The organism is Shouchella clausii, from assembly GCF_002250115.1.
Classification (GTDB): domain Bacteria; phylum Bacillota; class Bacilli; order Bacillales; family Bacillaceae_D; genus Shouchella; species Shouchella clausii.
The window spans coordinates 557,907-575,240 of the sequence record NZ_CP019985.1 but is presented as its reverse complement, the minus strand read 5'-3'; the positions used below and the strand labels follow the sequence as shown (position 1 = coordinate 575,240).

Below are 17,334 nucleotides of genomic sequence, written 5' to 3'. Positions count from 1 at the left end.
TGCTATAATGGAGGGAAATAAACCAAATCGGTGAAGGGATTGCAAAATATGAAACAAGAAATCATTGACCGCTTTACTCGCTATGCCAAAGTGGACACACAATCAACAGAGGCGAGCAATACTGTTCCGACAACAGAAGGACAATTGGAACTAGGCCGCATCCTTGTAGAAGAGTTGAAAGCGCTTGGCTTAACAGAAGTGACGATGGATGATAATGGCTATGTGATGGCGACATTGGAAAGCAATACAAATAAGGAAGTCCCGACTATTGGCTTTCTTGCTCATCTTGATACGGCAACGGAATTTACAGGCAAAAACGTCAATCCGCAAGTGCACGAGTACAACGGCGGCGATATTGAGCTTGGCCATGGCTACGTGCTCTCGCCTAAGCAATTTCCAGAATTAGCAGGGTACGAAGGCCATACATTGATTACCACAGACGGAACCACGTTGCTTGGCGCCGACGACAAAGCCGGAATTGCCGAGATAATGACAGCGATGGATTATTTGATCAAGCACCCAGAAATAGAGCATGGGAAGATTCGTGTTGCCTTTACGCCTGATGAGGAAATTGGACGTGGACCGGCCCATTTTGATGTTGACGCTTTTGGGGCTGCCTTTGCTTATACGCTTGATGGCGGACCTTTAGGTCAATTCCAATATGAGAGTTTCAATGCGGCGGCAGCAAAAGTCAGCTTTTATGGCGTTAGCACCCATCCAGGAACAGCCAAAAATAAAATGGTGAATGCGATCAAACGGGCGATCGAATTCCATTCACAGCTTCCAGCGAACGAAGCGCCAGAATTCACGGAAGGCTATGAAGGCTTTTACCACTTGCTTTCAATGGAAGGCAATGCTGATTTTGCTGAACTCCACTATATTATTCGTGATTTTGACCGTCAGCAATTTGCAAATAGAAAAGCAAAATTGGAGGCCATTGCCTGGGAAATGCAAGAAAAGCATGGAAAGGGAAAAGTATCCATCGAGCTTCGTGACCAATATTACAATATGCGTGAAAAAATAGAGCCACAGAAGGAAATAGTCGAGGTTGCGTTGGAGGCGATGGAGAAGCTTGGCATTGAGCCGAAAGTAGGGCCGATTCGTGGCGGTACCGATGGCTCTCAACTTTCTTATAAAGGGTTGCCTACACCGAACATTTTTACTGGAGGGGAAAACTACCACGGCCGCTATGAATATGTGTCAGTAGACAATATGGAAAAAGCAGTCCAAGTGATTGTCAATATCGCCAATCTTGTTGCTCAGCGGGCAAAATAGGCGATGCCGCCTGGTGACGGGGAAGTGCTTCTATAAGCAAAGTGGCTGTTAGAGGCAACGGTTGCGGGGAAAAAGGCTGTTAAAAAACAAGATAAGCACTGCGGTGCAACGGAACTTTTGCCCCGTCTATTTATTTAACAGGGCAGCTCGCTCATGATGCATCCGACTCCGAAGATGGGTTTTTCTAATGGAGTCATTAGCCGCTTTGTCACAGATCGTTTTGATTTGGGATGGCTGCCAATGGAGCTTGCTTCGATATACTTGATAGGAAGCGAGACAAACAGCCATATGAATGGAGGAGTCAACATGAGTTCACTCACACTTCAGTCTCAAGTAGCCGATATCGTGACAGCTGTACCGCAGACGGCGGATGTATTTCGCAAGCTTCGCATTGATTTTTGCTGCGGCGGACAAGTCCCACTGGAACAGGCAGCTTTAAAGCGGGGGTTGGAGCCAAACGAGGTGTTGGAGCAGGTGCAGCTTGTGGAAAGCAAGTTTGCGGAATGTGAGCAGAGTCGACCGGCCGATCTGACAGAACTGGAACTGATCGACTATATTTAAAAGAAGCACCATGCTTTTCTAAAAGAAGAGTTGCCCGCCCTGGTGCCGTATGTAACCAAGCTGGCCCGCGTTCATGGCGGTTCCCATCCCGAGCTGCTTCGCGTTCAGGAGCTGTTTTCGGATTTGAAGCAGGAGCTGCTCGATCATACTACCGACGAGGATGAAGTTGTATTCCCATTAATCACCCGTTTTATGAATGAGCCCAATTCGGAAACAACGGAAGCGTTGAGGCCGCATATCTCTGAGCTTGAGGGTGAGCACGAGTCTGCTGGCTGTTTGCTTAAAGAAATACGGGAAGTTACGAGCGGTTTTGTGCTTCCGGCTGATGCTTGCGGCACTTATCGTCTTGTGTATCAGCGCCTTGCCCACCTGGAACAAGATACGTTTGATCATATTCATCTAGAAAATAACATATTATTCCGGAATGTCCGTACAGTGATGTGATGGAAACGACTTAAAACCCAATCAAATATACAATCGTTGAAAGACGCCGCTCGGATCGATAAGGTCTGAGCGGCGTCTTTTTGTTGGGTTAAAACGGATCATGCCGCAAAACAAGGGAGTTCACGAAGCAATATAGGAGTTTCCCTAATAGGAGCGGCCGCTGTGGTTTCTTCATAATAAAGGTATACGAATGGACGACGCATTGATTCCCCGCCAATCATCGTCATTCAAGCATAAGGAGTTGAAGCGTCCTATGAAACGAAACAAGGGATTGACATTCTTTAAAAAAGTAGAAAGCTATTCGGACAATTGGTCCATTCTCGAGGAAAAGAGCCGGGAATGGGAAGACATGTACCGAAACCGGTGGTCCCATGACAAGGTTGTCAGAACTACACATGGGGTTAACTGTACTGGCTCCTGCAGCTGGAAGGTGTTTGTGAAGAGCGGCATCATTACGTGGGAAAATCAGCAAATTGACTATCCTTCCTGCGGGCCGGATATGCCCGAATTTGAACCGCGAGGCTGTCCGAGGGGAGCGTCATTCTCCTGGTATGAGTACAGTCCGTTGCGCGTGAAATATCCTTATATGCGCGGACGGCTATGGCGGCTCTGGAAAGAGGCACTCAAGCAGCACGACGATCCAGTCGCCGCTTGGGCGAGCATTGTGGAGGATCCCGAGAAGGCTAAATCATACAAGCAGGCACGGGGAAAAGGCGGCCATGTCCGCGTATCTTGGCAGGATGCGGCACAGCTAATCTCCGCCCAGTTAATCTATACGATACGCAAATACGGTCCAGACCGGATAGCCGGATTCACGCCGATTCCGGCAATGTCGATGATCAGCTATGCCTCAGGCGCCCGCTTTATTTCTCTGCTGGGAGGCGAGATGCTCAGCTTTTACGACTGGTATGCCGATCTGCCGCCGGCTTCTCCGCAAATTTGGGGAGAGCAAACCGACGTGCCAGAATCGAGCGACTGGTATAACGCCGGCTACCTCATCATGTGGGGGTCAAACGTACCTTTGACGCGCACGCCGGATGCCCATTTCATGACCGAAGTACGCTATAAAGGAACCAAGGTGGTCTCCGTTGCTCCAGATTATGCCGAGAACGTTAAGTTCGCTGACAACTGGCTGGCTCCGAATCCAGGAACTGATGCAGCGATTGCCCAGGCAATGACACATGTAATTTTGGACGAATATTACCATAAACGCCAGGAGCCAATGTTCCTGAATTATGCGAAGCAGTATACGGATATGCCTTTTCTAATTTTGCTAGAGGAGTTTGAGGATGGCTATAAAGCGGGCCGCTTCCTCCGGGCAAGTGATCTCGGGGAAACGTCCCCCCACGCGGAATGGAAGCCGGTTCTTATCGATGAAATAACGGAAGAGATTTTGGTGCCAAACGGAACGATGGGACAGCGCTGGGAAGAGGGGAAACAGTGGAACTTGATTTTGGAGCGTGAGGACGGTTCGGTCATATCGCCGGCACTTTCGGTCGAACCCCATGGAGGGGATTTTCAAACGATTCATTTTCCGTTCTTTGATAACGCAGGCAGCGGCACATTTAAACGGGTGATTCCTGTTCGAACGATCCAGTTGGCCGACGGAACGAAACGTCTGGCAGCAACCGTGTATGACTTGATGCTAAGCCAGTACGGCATCCGTCGTATCGGAAGCGAGTGGGAGGCTGGCGGCTATGAGGATGCAACCTCGAAGTACACGCCTGCATGGCAGGAGGGCATTACTGGCGTGAAAGCCTCCGTTGTCGTACAAATTGCCCGGGAATTTGCCCAAAATTCTCTGGATACAGGTGGACGCTCCATGATCATTATGGGAGCTGGGATCAATCACTGGTTCAACAGCGATACGATCTACCGGGCGATTCTGAATCTGGTCATCCTCACGGCTTCGCAAGGCGTAAATGGTGGAGGATGGGCGCACTATGTCGGTCAGGAGAAATGCCGCCCGATCGAAGGCTGGTCGACCGTAGCGTTTGCGAAAGACTGGCAGGGGCCACCGCGGCAGCAAAACGCGACTTCCTTCTTCTACTTCGCCACCGATCAATGGAAGTATGAGGAGATGGACACTGAATCGTTGAAATCGCCTACAGGTGGCGAAACTCGGTACACCCATCCTGCCGATTACAACGTTCTGGCTGCAAGGCTCGGCTGGCTCCCGTCCTATCCCCAGTTCAACAAGAGCAGTCTAGCGTTTGCAGAGGAGGCGAAGCAGCAGGGAAAAACAAACAACGAGGACATCGTCAAGCATGCTTATGAGCAAATCGTCTCTGGCAAAACCACATTTGCAGCCGAGGATCCCGGTGCACCGGAAAATTTTCCGCGCACGATGTTTGTATGGCGGTCTAACCTAATTTCCAGTTCGGCTAAGGGGCAGGAATATTTTATGAAACATCTGCTAGGCACAGCGGATAATTTGCTCTCTTCTCCGAACGAGGAGCAGAAGCCGGAGGAGATGGTCTGGCGGGAAGAAGCAGTCGGCAAGCTGGACCTGCTTGTTGCGCTTGATTTTCGCATGACTGCGACGCCGATTTATGCCGATATCGTCCTGCCTGCAGCGACTTGGTATGAGAAGACGGATCTCTCTTCAACCGATATGCATCCGTTCGTCCATCCGTTTAATCCCGCCGTTGATCCTCTTTGGGAATCGCGCTCGGACTGGGATATTTACAGAACCCTTGCCAAGACCTTTTCAGAGATGGCCAAAGAGCATCTCCCCGGCGTACACAAAGATTTGGTCGCTACGCCGCTCGCCCATGATTCTGCGAGTGAAATTGCCCAGCCTTATGGCGTCGTCAAGGATTGGCGCAAGGGCGAGATTGAAGCGGTGCCTGGCAAAACGATGCCGAATTTGACGATTGTGGAACGGGACTATACACAAATTTATAACAAATATATTTCGCTTGGCCCAGGACTGGCCAACGGCAAGGTAGGGGCGCACGGCGTCAGCTTCCCGGTGGCCGAGGAATACGAGGAACTGAAGCGGATCAACGGCATCTATGAGGACGACACGATTAAGCAGGGACTGCCGAAATTGTATACGGCACGTCATGCGGCTGAAACCATATTGACGCTATCATCAGCCACCAACGGCCGTGTATCCCAGCGTGCCTGGGAGGCGCTCGAACAGGATACCGGCGTCCAGCTTGCAGATATTTCAGCGGATCGGTCAGCGGAGCGGATTACGTTCCAAAGCATCACGGCCCAGCCACGGGAGGTTATCCCAACACCGGTGTTTACCGGATCCAATAAGATGGGAAGAAGGTATTCCCCATTTACGACCAATATTGAACGCTTGGTACCTTTTAGGACATTGACTGGCAGACAACATTTTTATATCGATCATGAGATTTTTCTGCAATTCGGCGAAGCGCTGCCAGTGTACAAACCGACGTTGCCGCCGATAGTATTCGGGCCTCGCGACAGGCAGGTGGATGGCAGCGACGAAACGCTCGTGCTGCGTTATTTAACACCACATGGGAAGTGGAATATCCACAGCACGTATCAGGATAATCTGCACATGCTGACACTATTCCGGGGCGGGCCGACAGTATGGCTGAACAATGAAGACGCCGCTGCTCATCACATTCAGGACAACGACTGGCTCGAGGTATACAACCGAAATGGAGTGGTCACAGCCAGAGCTGTCGTTAGCCATCGGATGCCGAAAGGGACGATGTATATGTACCATGCCCAAGACAAACATATCTACGTCCCAGGCTCCGAAATTACGAAAAACCGCGGCGGTAGCCACAATGCCCCGACTCGGATCCACGTGAAGCCGACACAAGTTGTCGGGGGGTATGCCCAACTGAGCTATGGATTTAATTACTACGGACCGATCGGAAACCAACGGGATGTGTACGTGGCTGTCCGCAAAATGAAAGAGGTGGATTGGCTTGAAGATTAAAGCGCAAGTGGCCATGGTGATGAATTTAGACAAATGCATTGGTTGCCATACTTGCAGCGTGACTTGCAAGAGTACGTGGACCAACCGACCAGGGGCCGAGTATATATGGTTCAACAATGTGGAGACAAAACCGGGGATCGGATACCCAGTTCGTTGGGAGGATCAGGAGCAATACAAAGGGGGTTGGACACTTAAGAACGGCAAGCTGGAACTGAAATCTGGCAGCAAGTTGTCCAAAATCGCCCTCGGCAGCATTTTTCACAATCCTGACATGCCGGAAATGAAGGATTACTATGAACCGTGGACTTATAACTATGAACATCTGACAAACGCCGGGGAGAAAAAGCATCAGCCGGTAGCCCGTCCGAAGTCGGCAGTGACCGGGGACACGATCGACCTAGAGTGGGGACCTAATTGGGAGGATGATCTCGCGGGAGGCCACGTAACGGGCCCCCGCGATCCGAATATCGAAAAGATCGAAGAAGAGATCAAGTTCAACTTTGAGCAAACGTTTATGATGTATTTGCCACGGTTGTGCGAACACTGTCTCAATCCGAGCTGTGTCGCTTCCTGCCCGTCAGGGGCGATGTATAAGCGCGATGAGGATGGAATTGTGCTAGTTGACCAGGAAGCTTGCCGGGGCTGGCGGTACTGTATGACAGGCTGTCCTTACAAAAAAGTGTATTTCAATTGGAAAACGAATAAAGCGGAGAAATGTACATTTTGCTTTCCAAGAATCGAAGCCGGTTTGCCGACTGTCTGCTCTGAAACGTGTACTGGACGGATCCGCTATCTCGGCGTGCTGCTCTACGACGCCGACCGTGTTCAAGAAGCGGCTTCCGTAGCGAATGAGCAGGATTTGTACCAGGCTCAGTGTGATTTGTTTCTCGACCCGAACGATCCGGCCGTTATCGAGCAGGCCCGGGCGGACGGGCTTCTCGAGGAATGGATCGAAGCGGCACAGCAGTCGCCTGTGTATAAGCTGGCGATTGAATACAAGCTGGCATTTCCACTTCATCCAGAGTACCGGACGCTGCCAATGGTCTGGTATGTACCGCCGCTCAGCCCGATCATGAATCTATTTGAAGGCAAGGATTCAATCGGGAACCCAGATTTAATATTTCCTGCGATCGAGGAGATGCGCACACCGATTCAGTATTTAGCAAACTTGCTTACGGCCGGGGATGCCGAGACGGTAAAGGGGGCACTGCAGAAAATGGCGATGATGAGATCGATGATGCGGGCCGTCTCATCAGGCGCTGACTTTGACGAACGCCGCTTAACACGGGTGGGGCTCACTTCAACTCAGGTGAAAGAAATGTATCGTTTGCTGGCAATTGCCAAATATGAAGATCGGTTTGTCATCCCTACTTCGCATAAGGAGGCGTACATGGATGTGTATCGCTCCCAAGGGGATGAAGGCTTCGGGCTCGGTTGCACGGGCTGCGGCCCAGAGGGCTTTGGTGGCAAAAGCGGCAAAGAGCTGTATGAAGAAAATTTCTACGGGGGGATTTGGCGTGATTGATCTTGAGAAGCTACATGAGCAGAAGTCACGATTCGCCTTTTTTGCCCGACAGCTTATGTACCCAGAGAAGTTGGATTTTCATCCTGATGTGTGGACGGAAGCGCTGACTGCCGGACACCCGGCCCATCCTTCACTCCAGAAATACTGGCATCTCATGCAAAATTACAGCTTCGAGCAGATCGAAGAGATGTATGTGAAGACGTTTGATTTTCAAAAAGACACAACCTTGTACATGACCTTTTACAAATATGAGGACAGCCGGGAGCGGGGAGCGCTCCTCGTACGGCTCAAACAAGCATATGAGCTGTTTGGTCTTGCGATCGAAGGCACCGAACTCTCAGATTACTTGCCGCTCATGTGTGAATTTCTCTACGCCGCCCCTTGGCAGGGCCATGAGCAGCAAGCTGCAAGCAGCCTGGATTTGATGCTGGCGGTAATGGAAGATGGAACCTACCATTTGCTGAATGCTTTAGAAAAAGCAGACAGCCCTTATTTTCATCTAATCCAGGGACTGCGGGAAACGTTTAAGGCATGCGTTATACAGGAGGCTCCAGGCACATGAGTATAATGGATCCGTTTTTGTGGGTGATTTACCCCTATATATGTTTCTCCGTTTTTGTGGTCGGACATATCTACCGGTATCGAACAGACCAGTTTAACTGGACGGCGAAGTCGAGCGAGTTTGTTGAGAAAAAAAGACTGAGAGCAGGCAGCCTGATGTTTCACTTAGGCATCATCCCGGTTATTATGGGCCATGTAGCAGGACTGGGCATACCTCAGTCCTGGATGGAGGCAGTCGGTGTGAATGAACATCTATATCATATCGGAGCCGTATATATTGGCGGCGCGTTCGGGTTTTTGACACTCGCTGGCATGGTCCTGCTTACTTTTCGGCGATTTACGATGAAGAATGTGCGCCAGCTCAGCTCCGCCTCGGATATGATCGTGAATGTACTGCTGCTGTTTATTGTAGCGGTAGGCATGTACAGCACCCTTGTCACCAATGCTCTACAGCCGGACTTCAATTACCGTGAGACGGTGTCGGTCTGGTTCCGCCAGCTTTTTATCTTCCGACCGGACGCGGGTTTAATGACAGACGTGCCGCTGTCATTTAAAATTCATATTACCGCTGGCTTGCTCATTTTTGCGTTGTGGCCGTTTACTAGACTTGTCCATGTATGGAGTGTGCCGTTGAATTATATCGGCAGACGATATATCCTTTATAGAAAGCACCGTAAAATATGAACGTAGCTAAGAGAAGGCTAAAGCAGCCTTCTTTTCTACGCCAGAGGAGTTATGGTTATGACAATGGCGGATCTCCCTTTAATCAATTATCAACAGGAGATTGACGACATCCGGAAGAGATGGAAGTTTGACTTTGTATCCCTAGCTCTCGTCCAGCCGGCCGAAGATCGGTTTGTATTAACGTGGCAGTATGTGTCCGGGAACATGAATGACCGGTACAAGCGGATTGTGCTCCATTCAGGCAAAGGCGTTGCCGGGATCGTTTTTAAAACAGGAAAAGCGATACTGCTCCAAAATGTGAACAGCGATATCGGCACAAGGGACTTGTTCAATTATCCTATTATTGTGTCAGAACAGTTGAAAAGCCTCGGGGCGTTGCCGCTATGGGAAGGTGCACGTGTCGTAGGCGTGCTGCTAGTCGGCTTTCGCAAGGAGAATGTTTTAAATCAACCATCGTTTGCGAGCTTCCAAGAAAGCTTAGGATCGACGTTTGGAGCTTTTCAGATCAGGGAGGTGTCACAGCCTTGAAAACGATGACCGGGGAACACTTGAGCGAATTGATGAACAAGCTATACCGGAATAGCATGGAGGCTATGATCTTCATCGATGAAGAGGGCAACGTGATTGATATGAATCCCGCGGCGGAGCAGATTATTGACCCGCAAGTCATTAGGCGAATTCGCGCCGGAACTGACGAATCGTTCTGTCAAACTTGCAAAGGCTACACGGATGAGCAAGAACTGATCTCTTGTGCCAATTGCTACCTCGATTATCCCCAAGGAGAGTTTTCATCCTTTCAATTGTTTCTTAAGACAAAGGATGGTGGTGTCGTTCCGTTTGCCGCCAGCTACCATACGATTGACGAGGAAGGCGGCGTGCGGGTGCTCATGTTGTTGGATCTGACGAAGCAGCAGAAAACGCAGGAGATGCTACAGCGCAATCATATGCTTAAATATGTCATTAAAGCACAGGAGGACGAGCGTAAGCGGATTTCTCGGGAGCTTCATGACAGCGTAGCCCAGGAACTGTTAAGCTCACTCGTCGACCTGCGCGTTGTCAAATATATGGATGTCGGGGAAGATGTGCTGAAGAAGCTCCAGCATACCGAGCAATCTTTGACACGGCTGCTGGATGATATCCGCCATTTGGCGGTGGAGCTGCGCCCCTCTTCGCTAGATGATCTCGGGCTGGAAGCAGCCTTTCGCTCCCATTTCAAGTGGATGGAAAAGAATTACGGACTGCTGGTGAAGTTCTCAGCAGAGCTTGCCGCAGCTCGCTACGGCAGCGAGATCGAGACCGTTGTTTATCGTATATGTCAAGAGGCTGTGCTCAATGCTTTGAAATACGCAGAAACCGATGAGGTTTATGTGCGGCTGTGCGAGGAGCATGGCCAACTTCAACTGGTGGTTAGAGACGAGGGCGTGGGATTTGATATGGTCATTAACGAAGCAAAGGGAACAGGGCTCGGTTTATATGGGATGCGGGAGCGGGCCGAGCTGGTGGGCGGTCAGTTTACGATCCACTCCGCCGTGGGCGAAGGGACTACCGTTCAGCTAAGCATCCCGCTGCCGAAGATTGAGGAGAAACCGGAGGTGGAGGCATGAAAATTGTCATTGCAGACGATCATGCTGTCGTTCGAAGCGGGTTTTCTATGATTTTGAACTATCAGCCGGATATGGAGGTGATAGCCACCGCAGCCGATGGCCTGGAAGCCTACGCAATGGTGGCAAGGCATCGTCCAGATGTGCTGCTGATGGATTTAAGCATGCCTCCCGGGGAAAGTGGGCTCATTGCCACAGGCAAAATCAGCAGCGAGTTTCCAGACACGAAAATTATTATTTTGACCATGTATGATGACGAGGATTACCTGTTCCATGTCTTGAAGAATGGAGCAGCAGGGTATGTGCTCAAAAATGCGCCTGATGACGAGCTCCTCTCGGCTATACGAATGGTTCATTCTGGCGGCACTTATATTCATCCTCAAATGGCTACTTCTTTAGTACGGGAATTCATAAAAAAAGACAGCGGAAGCGCCGAGCAAGATCCGTTCAATAGCTTGTCCCAGCGAGAAGTTGAAATATTGCCATTGATTGCGAAGGGATTCGGGAACAAAGAGATTGCCGAGAAGCTGTATGTATCCGTCAAAACCGTCGAGGCCCATAAAGCCAAGATTATGGAGAAGCTCAACCTGAAGAGCCGGCCGGAGTTGGTTGAATATGCGCTGAAGAAAAAACTGCTAGAGTTTTAGAGCCGTGGGCTACACGGCTACAGCCTGTCGACAAAGTCTCGGTTTTCCCGAGACAGTCGACAGGCTTTTTTGTACAATAAAAAAGAGAAAAAGGGTACGGGGTGAGAGGAAACATGTTGTCCAAACAGCTGGAAGATAAACGGATGCAGATGGAGATGGTCTGGATTGAAAAGCTGGTGCCAGAGGATCATCTCGTTCGGAAGCTTGATGCGGCGATTGACTTTGATTTCATTTATGACCTTGTCGAAGACCTTTATTCAAAAGACAGGGGCCGGCCGAGTGTCGATCCCGTGGTGTTAATCAAAATGGTTTTCATTCAATACATCTTTGGGATTCGTTCGATGCGCCAAACGATTAAAGAAATCGAAACCAATGTGGCCTACCGTTGGTTTTTAGGATTTGGCTTTGAGGACAAGATTCCCCACTTTTCTACGTTTGGGAAGAACTACGTTCGTCGTTTCCGGGACAGTGACGTGTTTGAACAACTCTTTTATCGGATTCTGAAACAAGCTATGGACAAAGGATTTGTGAGTCCAGAGGTGGCTTTTATCGACTCGACTTCCATTAAAGCCAACGCCAATAAACGAAAGCATCGTAAAAAGGTCGTACGCACCGAGACGCGTGCCTATCAAAACCAACTAGAAGAAGAAATCAATGGGGAACGGGTGAAAAACGGAAAAAAGCCCCTGCCTCCCTCGAAAAAAGATCCTACGAGGGAGGTCAAGGAGAGTACCACGGATCCTGAGAGCGGTTATTACGTCAAAAGCGAGCGGGAAAAGATGTTTGCCTACAGTTTCCATACCGCTTGTGATGCCAATGGATTTGTTTTAGGTACGATCGTAAAACCGGGGAATGTCCACGACAGCCAAGTATTCCACGAACTGTTTGACCAATTGAAAGACAAGGTGTGCCGACCGAAGGTCGCCGCTGTGGATGCGGGCTATAAAACGCCTGCCATTGCCAAAAAACTTCAAGAAGAAGGCGTTCATCCGGTTATGCCGTATAAACGCCCGATGACCCCTAAAGGCTATATCCGAAAAAACGAGTTTGTCTATGATGAATACTACGATTGTTTTCTCTGCCCACAAAACCAGGTGCTTTCTTACCGAACGACGAATCGAGAGGGGTACCGGGAATATGTCTCCGACCCTCGGATTTGTGAGACGTGCCCACTGCTCGCTCAATGTACAAAGAGCCAAAACCACCAAAAGCTCGTTCTTCGCCATATTTGGCAAGATGCTCTGGATGAGGCAGAACATCTGAGGCATACGGAACGGAACCGAGACATCTATGCCAAGCGAAAAGAAACGATTGAGCGTGTCTTTGCCGATCTGAAACAGAAGCATGGTCTGCGTTGGACCAACCTGAAAGGGTTGGAAAAAAATGCAATGCAGGCGATGCTTGTTTTCGCTGCGATGAACTTGAAAAAATTAGCCACCTGGAGTTGGAGGAAGAACACCCCTCCAACTCCAAAGTCTCCAAAATCCATCCATCTCTTTATCATCAACAAAACGCCTTTGAGAATCATTTTCTCAAAGGCGTTTTGTCTACGGTCTGGAGCCGTGGGCTACACGGCTATTTTTATTAAGCTGAATCTTCATTTATCTACTTCTTTTTAAAGGTCTTTAGGGAGTCTGTTGATAAGATCATAGGGAAGTTCCTTGGCGAGAATCAGGGAACTTCCCTATTATGTTTGTGAAAAAATTCACTTACAATAAGAGACGGGGATCAAGCGCAAGAGCCATTCATTATGCACAGAAAAGGTGATGAGAATGATCAATAAGCTGCAGCTGCCGCTGCAAACGATGAATCTGGTACTGGGGTTTATGGTGTGGGTAATCATCTCGGCGCTGTTGCCCTTTATACAGGAAGATATCGCGATTCCCGCCGATCGGATTGCTATTTTGACCGCGATTCCTGTTGTCCTTGGATCTGTTCTACGGATTCCCCTCGGCTATTACGCCAACGTCGTGGGCGCGCGGATGGTATTTATCACTAGTTTTATTTTGCTATTGTTCCCGGTCTATTTTATCAGCATCGCGACAAGTTTTACCCATCTCGTGATTGGAGGGTTGTTTCTTGGCATCGGAGGGGCCGTGTTTTCGGTAGGCGTCACCTCGTTACCCAAATACCATGCGAAGGAAAAGTTAGGGCTAGTAAATGGTATCTATGGAATGGGCAATTTGGGGACAGCAATCACAACATTTGCCGCGCCAGTCGTTGCTACCCAGATCGGCTGGTCAGCTACCGTTCAACTATACTTAATTCTGCTGCTGCTATTTGTTGCCCTAAACGCCGTTTTCGGCGACCGCAAAGAAACGAAAGTCAAAACCCCAATTATGGAGCAGATCAAAGGTGTATATAAAAATGACAAACTATGGTATTTCTCACTGTTTTATTTTATTACGTTCGGCTCCTTTGTGGCCTTCACTGTCTATTTGCCAAATTTTTTGGTCAGTCATTTCGAACTGCCGAAAGTGGATGCAGGACTGCGGACCGCAGGCTTCATCTTGATTGCAACGTTTCTCCGCCCCATGGGAGGGTGGCTTGCCGATAAATTTAAGCCTTTGTTTTTGCTAATGGGGGTGTTTATCGGTTTGACATTGGCTGCGGTGGTGCTGGCGTTTTCCCCATCACTCGCTTTGTATACGGTTGGATGTCTGACGATAGCTGTTTGTGCAGGTCTTGGCAACGGCATTATTTTTAAGTTGGTGCCGTTTTATTTTAATAAACAAGCAGGCATTGTCAATGGAATCGTATCGATGATGGGCGGTCTGGGCGGATTTTTCCCGCCGTTGATGCTCTCGTTCATCCATTCAGTGACAGGCCAATACTCGATTGGATTCATGGCTTTATCACAGGTTGCGCTTGCCAGCTTTGTGCTAGTAGTGTGGATGTATTATCAGGACAAATTGACCGTTGCTTCCCAAGTGTTCAACTCCACTGGACAGGGCATTTTGGTGACTGATGCCAAAAAGCGCATTCATGCCGTGAACCCCGCATTTACTAAATTGACGGGTTACGAAGAAGAGGAAGTATTGGGCAGGAATCCAAGCCTGCTTAAATCAGGGCGGCAATCATCGGATTTTTATTCAATCATGTGGTCGGAGATTATGGAGAAGGGCAGCTGGCAAGGTGAAATTTGGAACCGCAGAAAGAATGGAGAAGAGTATCTCGAGCTGTTAACCATCAATGCTGTAAAAGATGAAACGGGGGACGTCGTTCATTATGTCGGCACGTTCAGCGATATTACAGGCCGCCCGCCGGGGACAAATGACGCTCTCGTATAACGACCGATTTCAGCAAGACCTAGGCATGGTGGGTCTGCAAATCGGGGCGACTGGAGAATGTGCGCCTAAACCTAGCTGAAAAGGGGGCGAAGAAATGAAAAAAGCAAAAGTGGTCATTCCCCGGGAGCATGGCGGTTGGGCGATGATCAGCGTGCCTTATATCATCGGCATGATGGCAGCACAGCCAGTGGTGCTCCATCTGCCGCTCTTCCTGGCGTGGCTGTTGCTGTATTTAGCTTCTTATCCATTGTTGCAAGCTTTAAAGAGGGGGAGCAAGAAAAAAAGCTGGTTAAAATGGGGATTCGGCTATGCTGCCAGCGCTGCTGCGTTTCTCATTCCGGTTGTGTTGCTGGAGCCTTGGGTGCTAGGATTCGCGCCTGTTCTGCTTGCATTCATCATGGTCCATATCTGGCATGTTCGCCGAAAAGCGGAGCGCGCGCTATTTAATGATATTTGTGCGATTCTACTGTTTTGCACTGGAGGTGCAGCAGCTTATTTCCTAGGCGGAGGCGGGTTCGATAACGGGCTTACGGCAGTAGTTCTGTTTAATTTCTTGTATTTTACCGGAACGGTGTTTTTTGTGAAATCCGTGTTTCGTGAGCGGAAGAACAGGCGGTATACATACTACTCGAAGATCTATCACGTTGTCATTTTAGCGGCGCCACTGTTGTTCGGCAATCCATGGATGAGCCTGGCGTATTTGTTTCCGCTGCTGCGCGCCCTCAAGTTTTCCGGTACAACCATGAAACCAATGAAAGTGGGCATTCTGGAAATCGTCGGCGCCGTTCAGTTTCTTATTGTCACAGTGGTGGTTTTTCTAACAATCTGAGTGATTTTGTGACAACCGCACTCAGACTGATAGAAAACGCTTGTCAGACGAGGAGTGCGGCAAACGACGACGTATGCGAGCGTTTGTCTACAGTCTGAAAGCCCTCTTAGAGCTTTTTTCTGTTTACTCAGGCGAGCACGATCATCCACAAAGAAATACCGTAAAGCTTAAAAAACTCCTATTTATGCGAACGAGAAAAGCGCGTACACTCATTTATGAAAGGGTTTTCATTAATGAGGGGGGAGCAAGCATGAAGACGAAAATCACCTATTTATGTTTTGGCATGCTCACGCTGGTGCTTGCTGGGTGTAGCGAAGAGTCAAACCAAAAGGAAAGCTCAGTCGAACCAGTCGCATCTGCAAATGAGTTGCCACAAACGTTTGAAGAGCCGGTGACGCTTAATGTCATCAAGCATGTGTCGGGCGATATTTTCTTTCGCGACGGGGAAACGATAGAAGACAATGTCCACACAGATTGGGCCAAAGAACAATTTAATATTGACTTGAATTATTTATGGACAACGAGTGGGCCAGGGGAAACCTTTGACACAAAGCTACAGCTAAGCATGTCAGCTAATGAAGAATTGCCGTCGATTTTAGCATTGCGCAGCGATATTACACAAGATCTCATTGATTCTGGCCGTGTGATGGAAGTCGGTGAACTGTTTGACAAGTATGCCTCAGACACATGGAAAGAAGCAATGGCCGCTGATCCACACGCTTGGGATCCCTATATCCGTGAGGAAGGGCGGATGGCAATCCCCATTTTGGATTACGAGATGAATGGCGATTCGGTCTTGTTTATCCGCCAAGACTGGATGGACGCCCTTGGGCTCGAACCTCCGGAAACGATGGATGATATCGAAGAAATTATGGACGCTTTTGTCAATGAAGATCCGACTGGCACTGGCGAGAAAACGTATGGGCTAGCTGTTGGGTTTGCCAATGCTTTAAACACATGGATGTCTGAAGTTGATTGGGTGTTTGGCGCCTATGGCGGCATGCCTGACCAGTGGAATTTAGCTGACGATGGCACTTTAGAACATGGCTCGGTTCAACCAGAAATAAAAGAAGGACTGGAAACGATGAGGCGTTGGATGGAGAAAGGCTATATCCATCCAGAGTCAGGCCTTTGGGACGAGGGCAAAGCGGCGGAACTGTTCACATCTGGGCGAGCCGGCATCATTGCTGGTCCTCATTGGATGCCTGACTGGCCTTTAAGCGAGCTAAAGCAAAATGTAGAGGGCGCAGAGTACCAGGCTTACGACATTCCAAGTGGTCCAGACGGGCAAAAAGGGCGTTCTACTGGAATTTCATCTCACAATGGTGCAGTGATGATCAATGCGAACGCGACAGAAGAAGAAATCCAAGCATTCTTCGTTTACCAAAATTATTTATTTGATCATTTTGCCAACCCAACTGAAGGTAGCGAATTTGAATATGGATTTGCAGAAGGCTATGACTACGTCATTGAAGATGGTGAAGTGAAGTACAGCGATGAGGAGATTCCTGGCGGCCGCATTGATCCTGTTAAATACACGCTCACATTTGACGGGGCGCGAATGCCATCGCTTTATATTAAAACACTTGCTGATTTTGCACGGGGACAGGAGCCAGAAACGCCGTTCCAAAAGAAAATGTACTTGCAATATCCAGAACTAGCCTGGGAGGGAGCACGAATTGTCGTAGATGGGCAGGATGCTCAAATTCCAAGCATGTTTACGGGAGCCCCGACTGACACCATGCTCCAAAAAGGCGATACGCTTGATAGTTTGCTAAAGGAGAATTTTAGCAAAATGATTTATGGAGAAAAACCAATCGATGATTTTGAGTCTCTTGTTGACCAATGGAAAGCTTCAGGTGGCGATGATATGACAGCGGAAGTGAATGAATGGTTTAAATCGGTTCAAGAAAACAAAGAGTAAAAAACAGCTCTCCTCTGCAAGCTGAATAGGTTGTATCCTAAAAGCGAAGGAGGAGAGTCAATAAA

At 49.0% G+C, this 17,334-nt stretch carries 12 protein-coding genes and 1 pseudogene; all 13 read left to right on the top strand.

Features of this window, described 5'->3' with window-relative positions; genetic code table 11:
• Positions 1-48 precede the first annotated feature (48 nt).
• The 13 genes and pseudogenes from pepT to BC8716_RS02745 all read left to right on the top strand — a co-directional run bounded on the left by pepT (position 49) and on the right by BC8716_RS02745 (position 17,269).
• On the top strand, positions 49-1,275 hold the full coding sequence (gene pepT, locus BC8716_RS02805; RefSeq protein ID WP_094423836.1) for a peptidase T: 1,227 nt from the start codon (positions 49-51) through the stop codon (positions 1,273-1,275).
• Between the two features lie 306 nt (positions 1,276-1,581).
• Positions 1,582-2,280, top strand: a pseudogene (ric, locus tag BC8716_RS02800) (iron-sulfur cluster repair di-iron protein).
• 253 nt (positions 2,281-2,533) lie between these two features.
• Complete coding sequence (locus BC8716_RS02795; protein ID WP_094423835.1) at positions 2,534-6,208, top strand: nitrate reductase subunit alpha; 3,675 nt, start codon at positions 2,534-2,536, stop codon at positions 6,206-6,208.
• Positions 6,198-7,733: a nitrate reductase subunit beta gene (gene narH, locus BC8716_RS02790; protein ID WP_094423834.1), complete on the top strand. Its 1,536-nt coding sequence runs from the start codon at positions 6,198-6,200 to the stop codon at positions 7,731-7,733. The genes BC8716_RS02795 and narH overlap by 11 nt, the downstream gene beginning before the upstream one ends.
• Positions 7,726-8,295, top strand: a complete 570-nt coding sequence (gene narJ / locus BC8716_RS02785; protein WP_094423833.1) for a nitrate reductase molybdenum cofactor assembly chaperone — start codon at positions 7,726-7,728, stop codon at positions 8,293-8,295. Before narH ends, narJ begins: the two co-directional genes overlap by 8 nt.
• The gene (gene narI / locus BC8716_RS02780) at positions 8,292-8,978 is read left to right on the top strand and encodes a respiratory nitrate reductase subunit gamma (protein WP_094423832.1); all 687 of its coding nucleotides are present in this window, start codon (positions 8,292-8,294) and stop codon (positions 8,976-8,978) included. Before narJ ends, narI begins: the two co-directional genes overlap by 4 nt.
• A gap of 57 nt (positions 8,979-9,035) precedes the next feature.
• A complete protein-coding gene (locus tag BC8716_RS02775) occupies positions 9,036-9,506 on the top strand; it encodes a GAF domain-containing protein (protein WP_257252004.1) in 471 nt (156 codons plus the stop codon).
• On the top strand, positions 9,503-10,582 hold the full coding sequence (locus tag BC8716_RS02770) for a PAS domain-containing sensor histidine kinase (protein WP_094423831.1): 1,080 nt from the start codon (positions 9,503-9,505) through the stop codon (positions 10,580-10,582). The genes BC8716_RS02775 and BC8716_RS02770 overlap by 4 nt, the downstream gene beginning before the upstream one ends.
• Positions 10,579-11,226, top strand: a complete 648-nt coding sequence (locus tag BC8716_RS02765) for a response regulator transcription factor (protein ID WP_094423830.1) — start codon at positions 10,579-10,581, stop codon at positions 11,224-11,226. The genes BC8716_RS02770 and BC8716_RS02765 overlap by 4 nt, the downstream gene beginning before the upstream one ends.
• Positions 11,227-11,339: 113 nt before the next feature.
• Positions 11,340-12,845, top strand: coding sequence for an IS1182 family transposase (locus BC8716_RS02760; protein ID WP_094423829.1), 1,506 nt, complete (start codon positions 11,340-11,342; stop codon positions 12,843-12,845).
• Positions 12,846-12,998: 153 nt separating this feature from the next.
• Positions 12,999-14,516, top strand: coding sequence for a nitrate/nitrite transporter (locus BC8716_RS02755; protein ID WP_094423828.1), 1,518 nt, complete (start codon positions 12,999-13,001; stop codon positions 14,514-14,516).
• 94 nt (positions 14,517-14,610) lie between these two features.
• The gene (locus BC8716_RS02750) at positions 14,611-15,345 is read left to right on the top strand and encodes a YwiC-like family protein (RefSeq protein ID WP_094423827.1); all 735 of its coding nucleotides are present in this window, start codon (positions 14,611-14,613) and stop codon (positions 15,343-15,345) included.
• Between the two features lie 250 nt (positions 15,346-15,595).
• Positions 15,596-17,269 carry an extracellular solute-binding protein gene (locus BC8716_RS02745; RefSeq protein ID WP_094429147.1) on the top strand — a complete coding sequence of 558 codons (1,674 nt, stop codon included), beginning with the start codon at positions 15,596-15,598 and terminating at the stop codon, positions 17,267-17,269.
• The last annotated feature ends 65 nt before the right edge of the window (positions 17,270-17,334 follow it).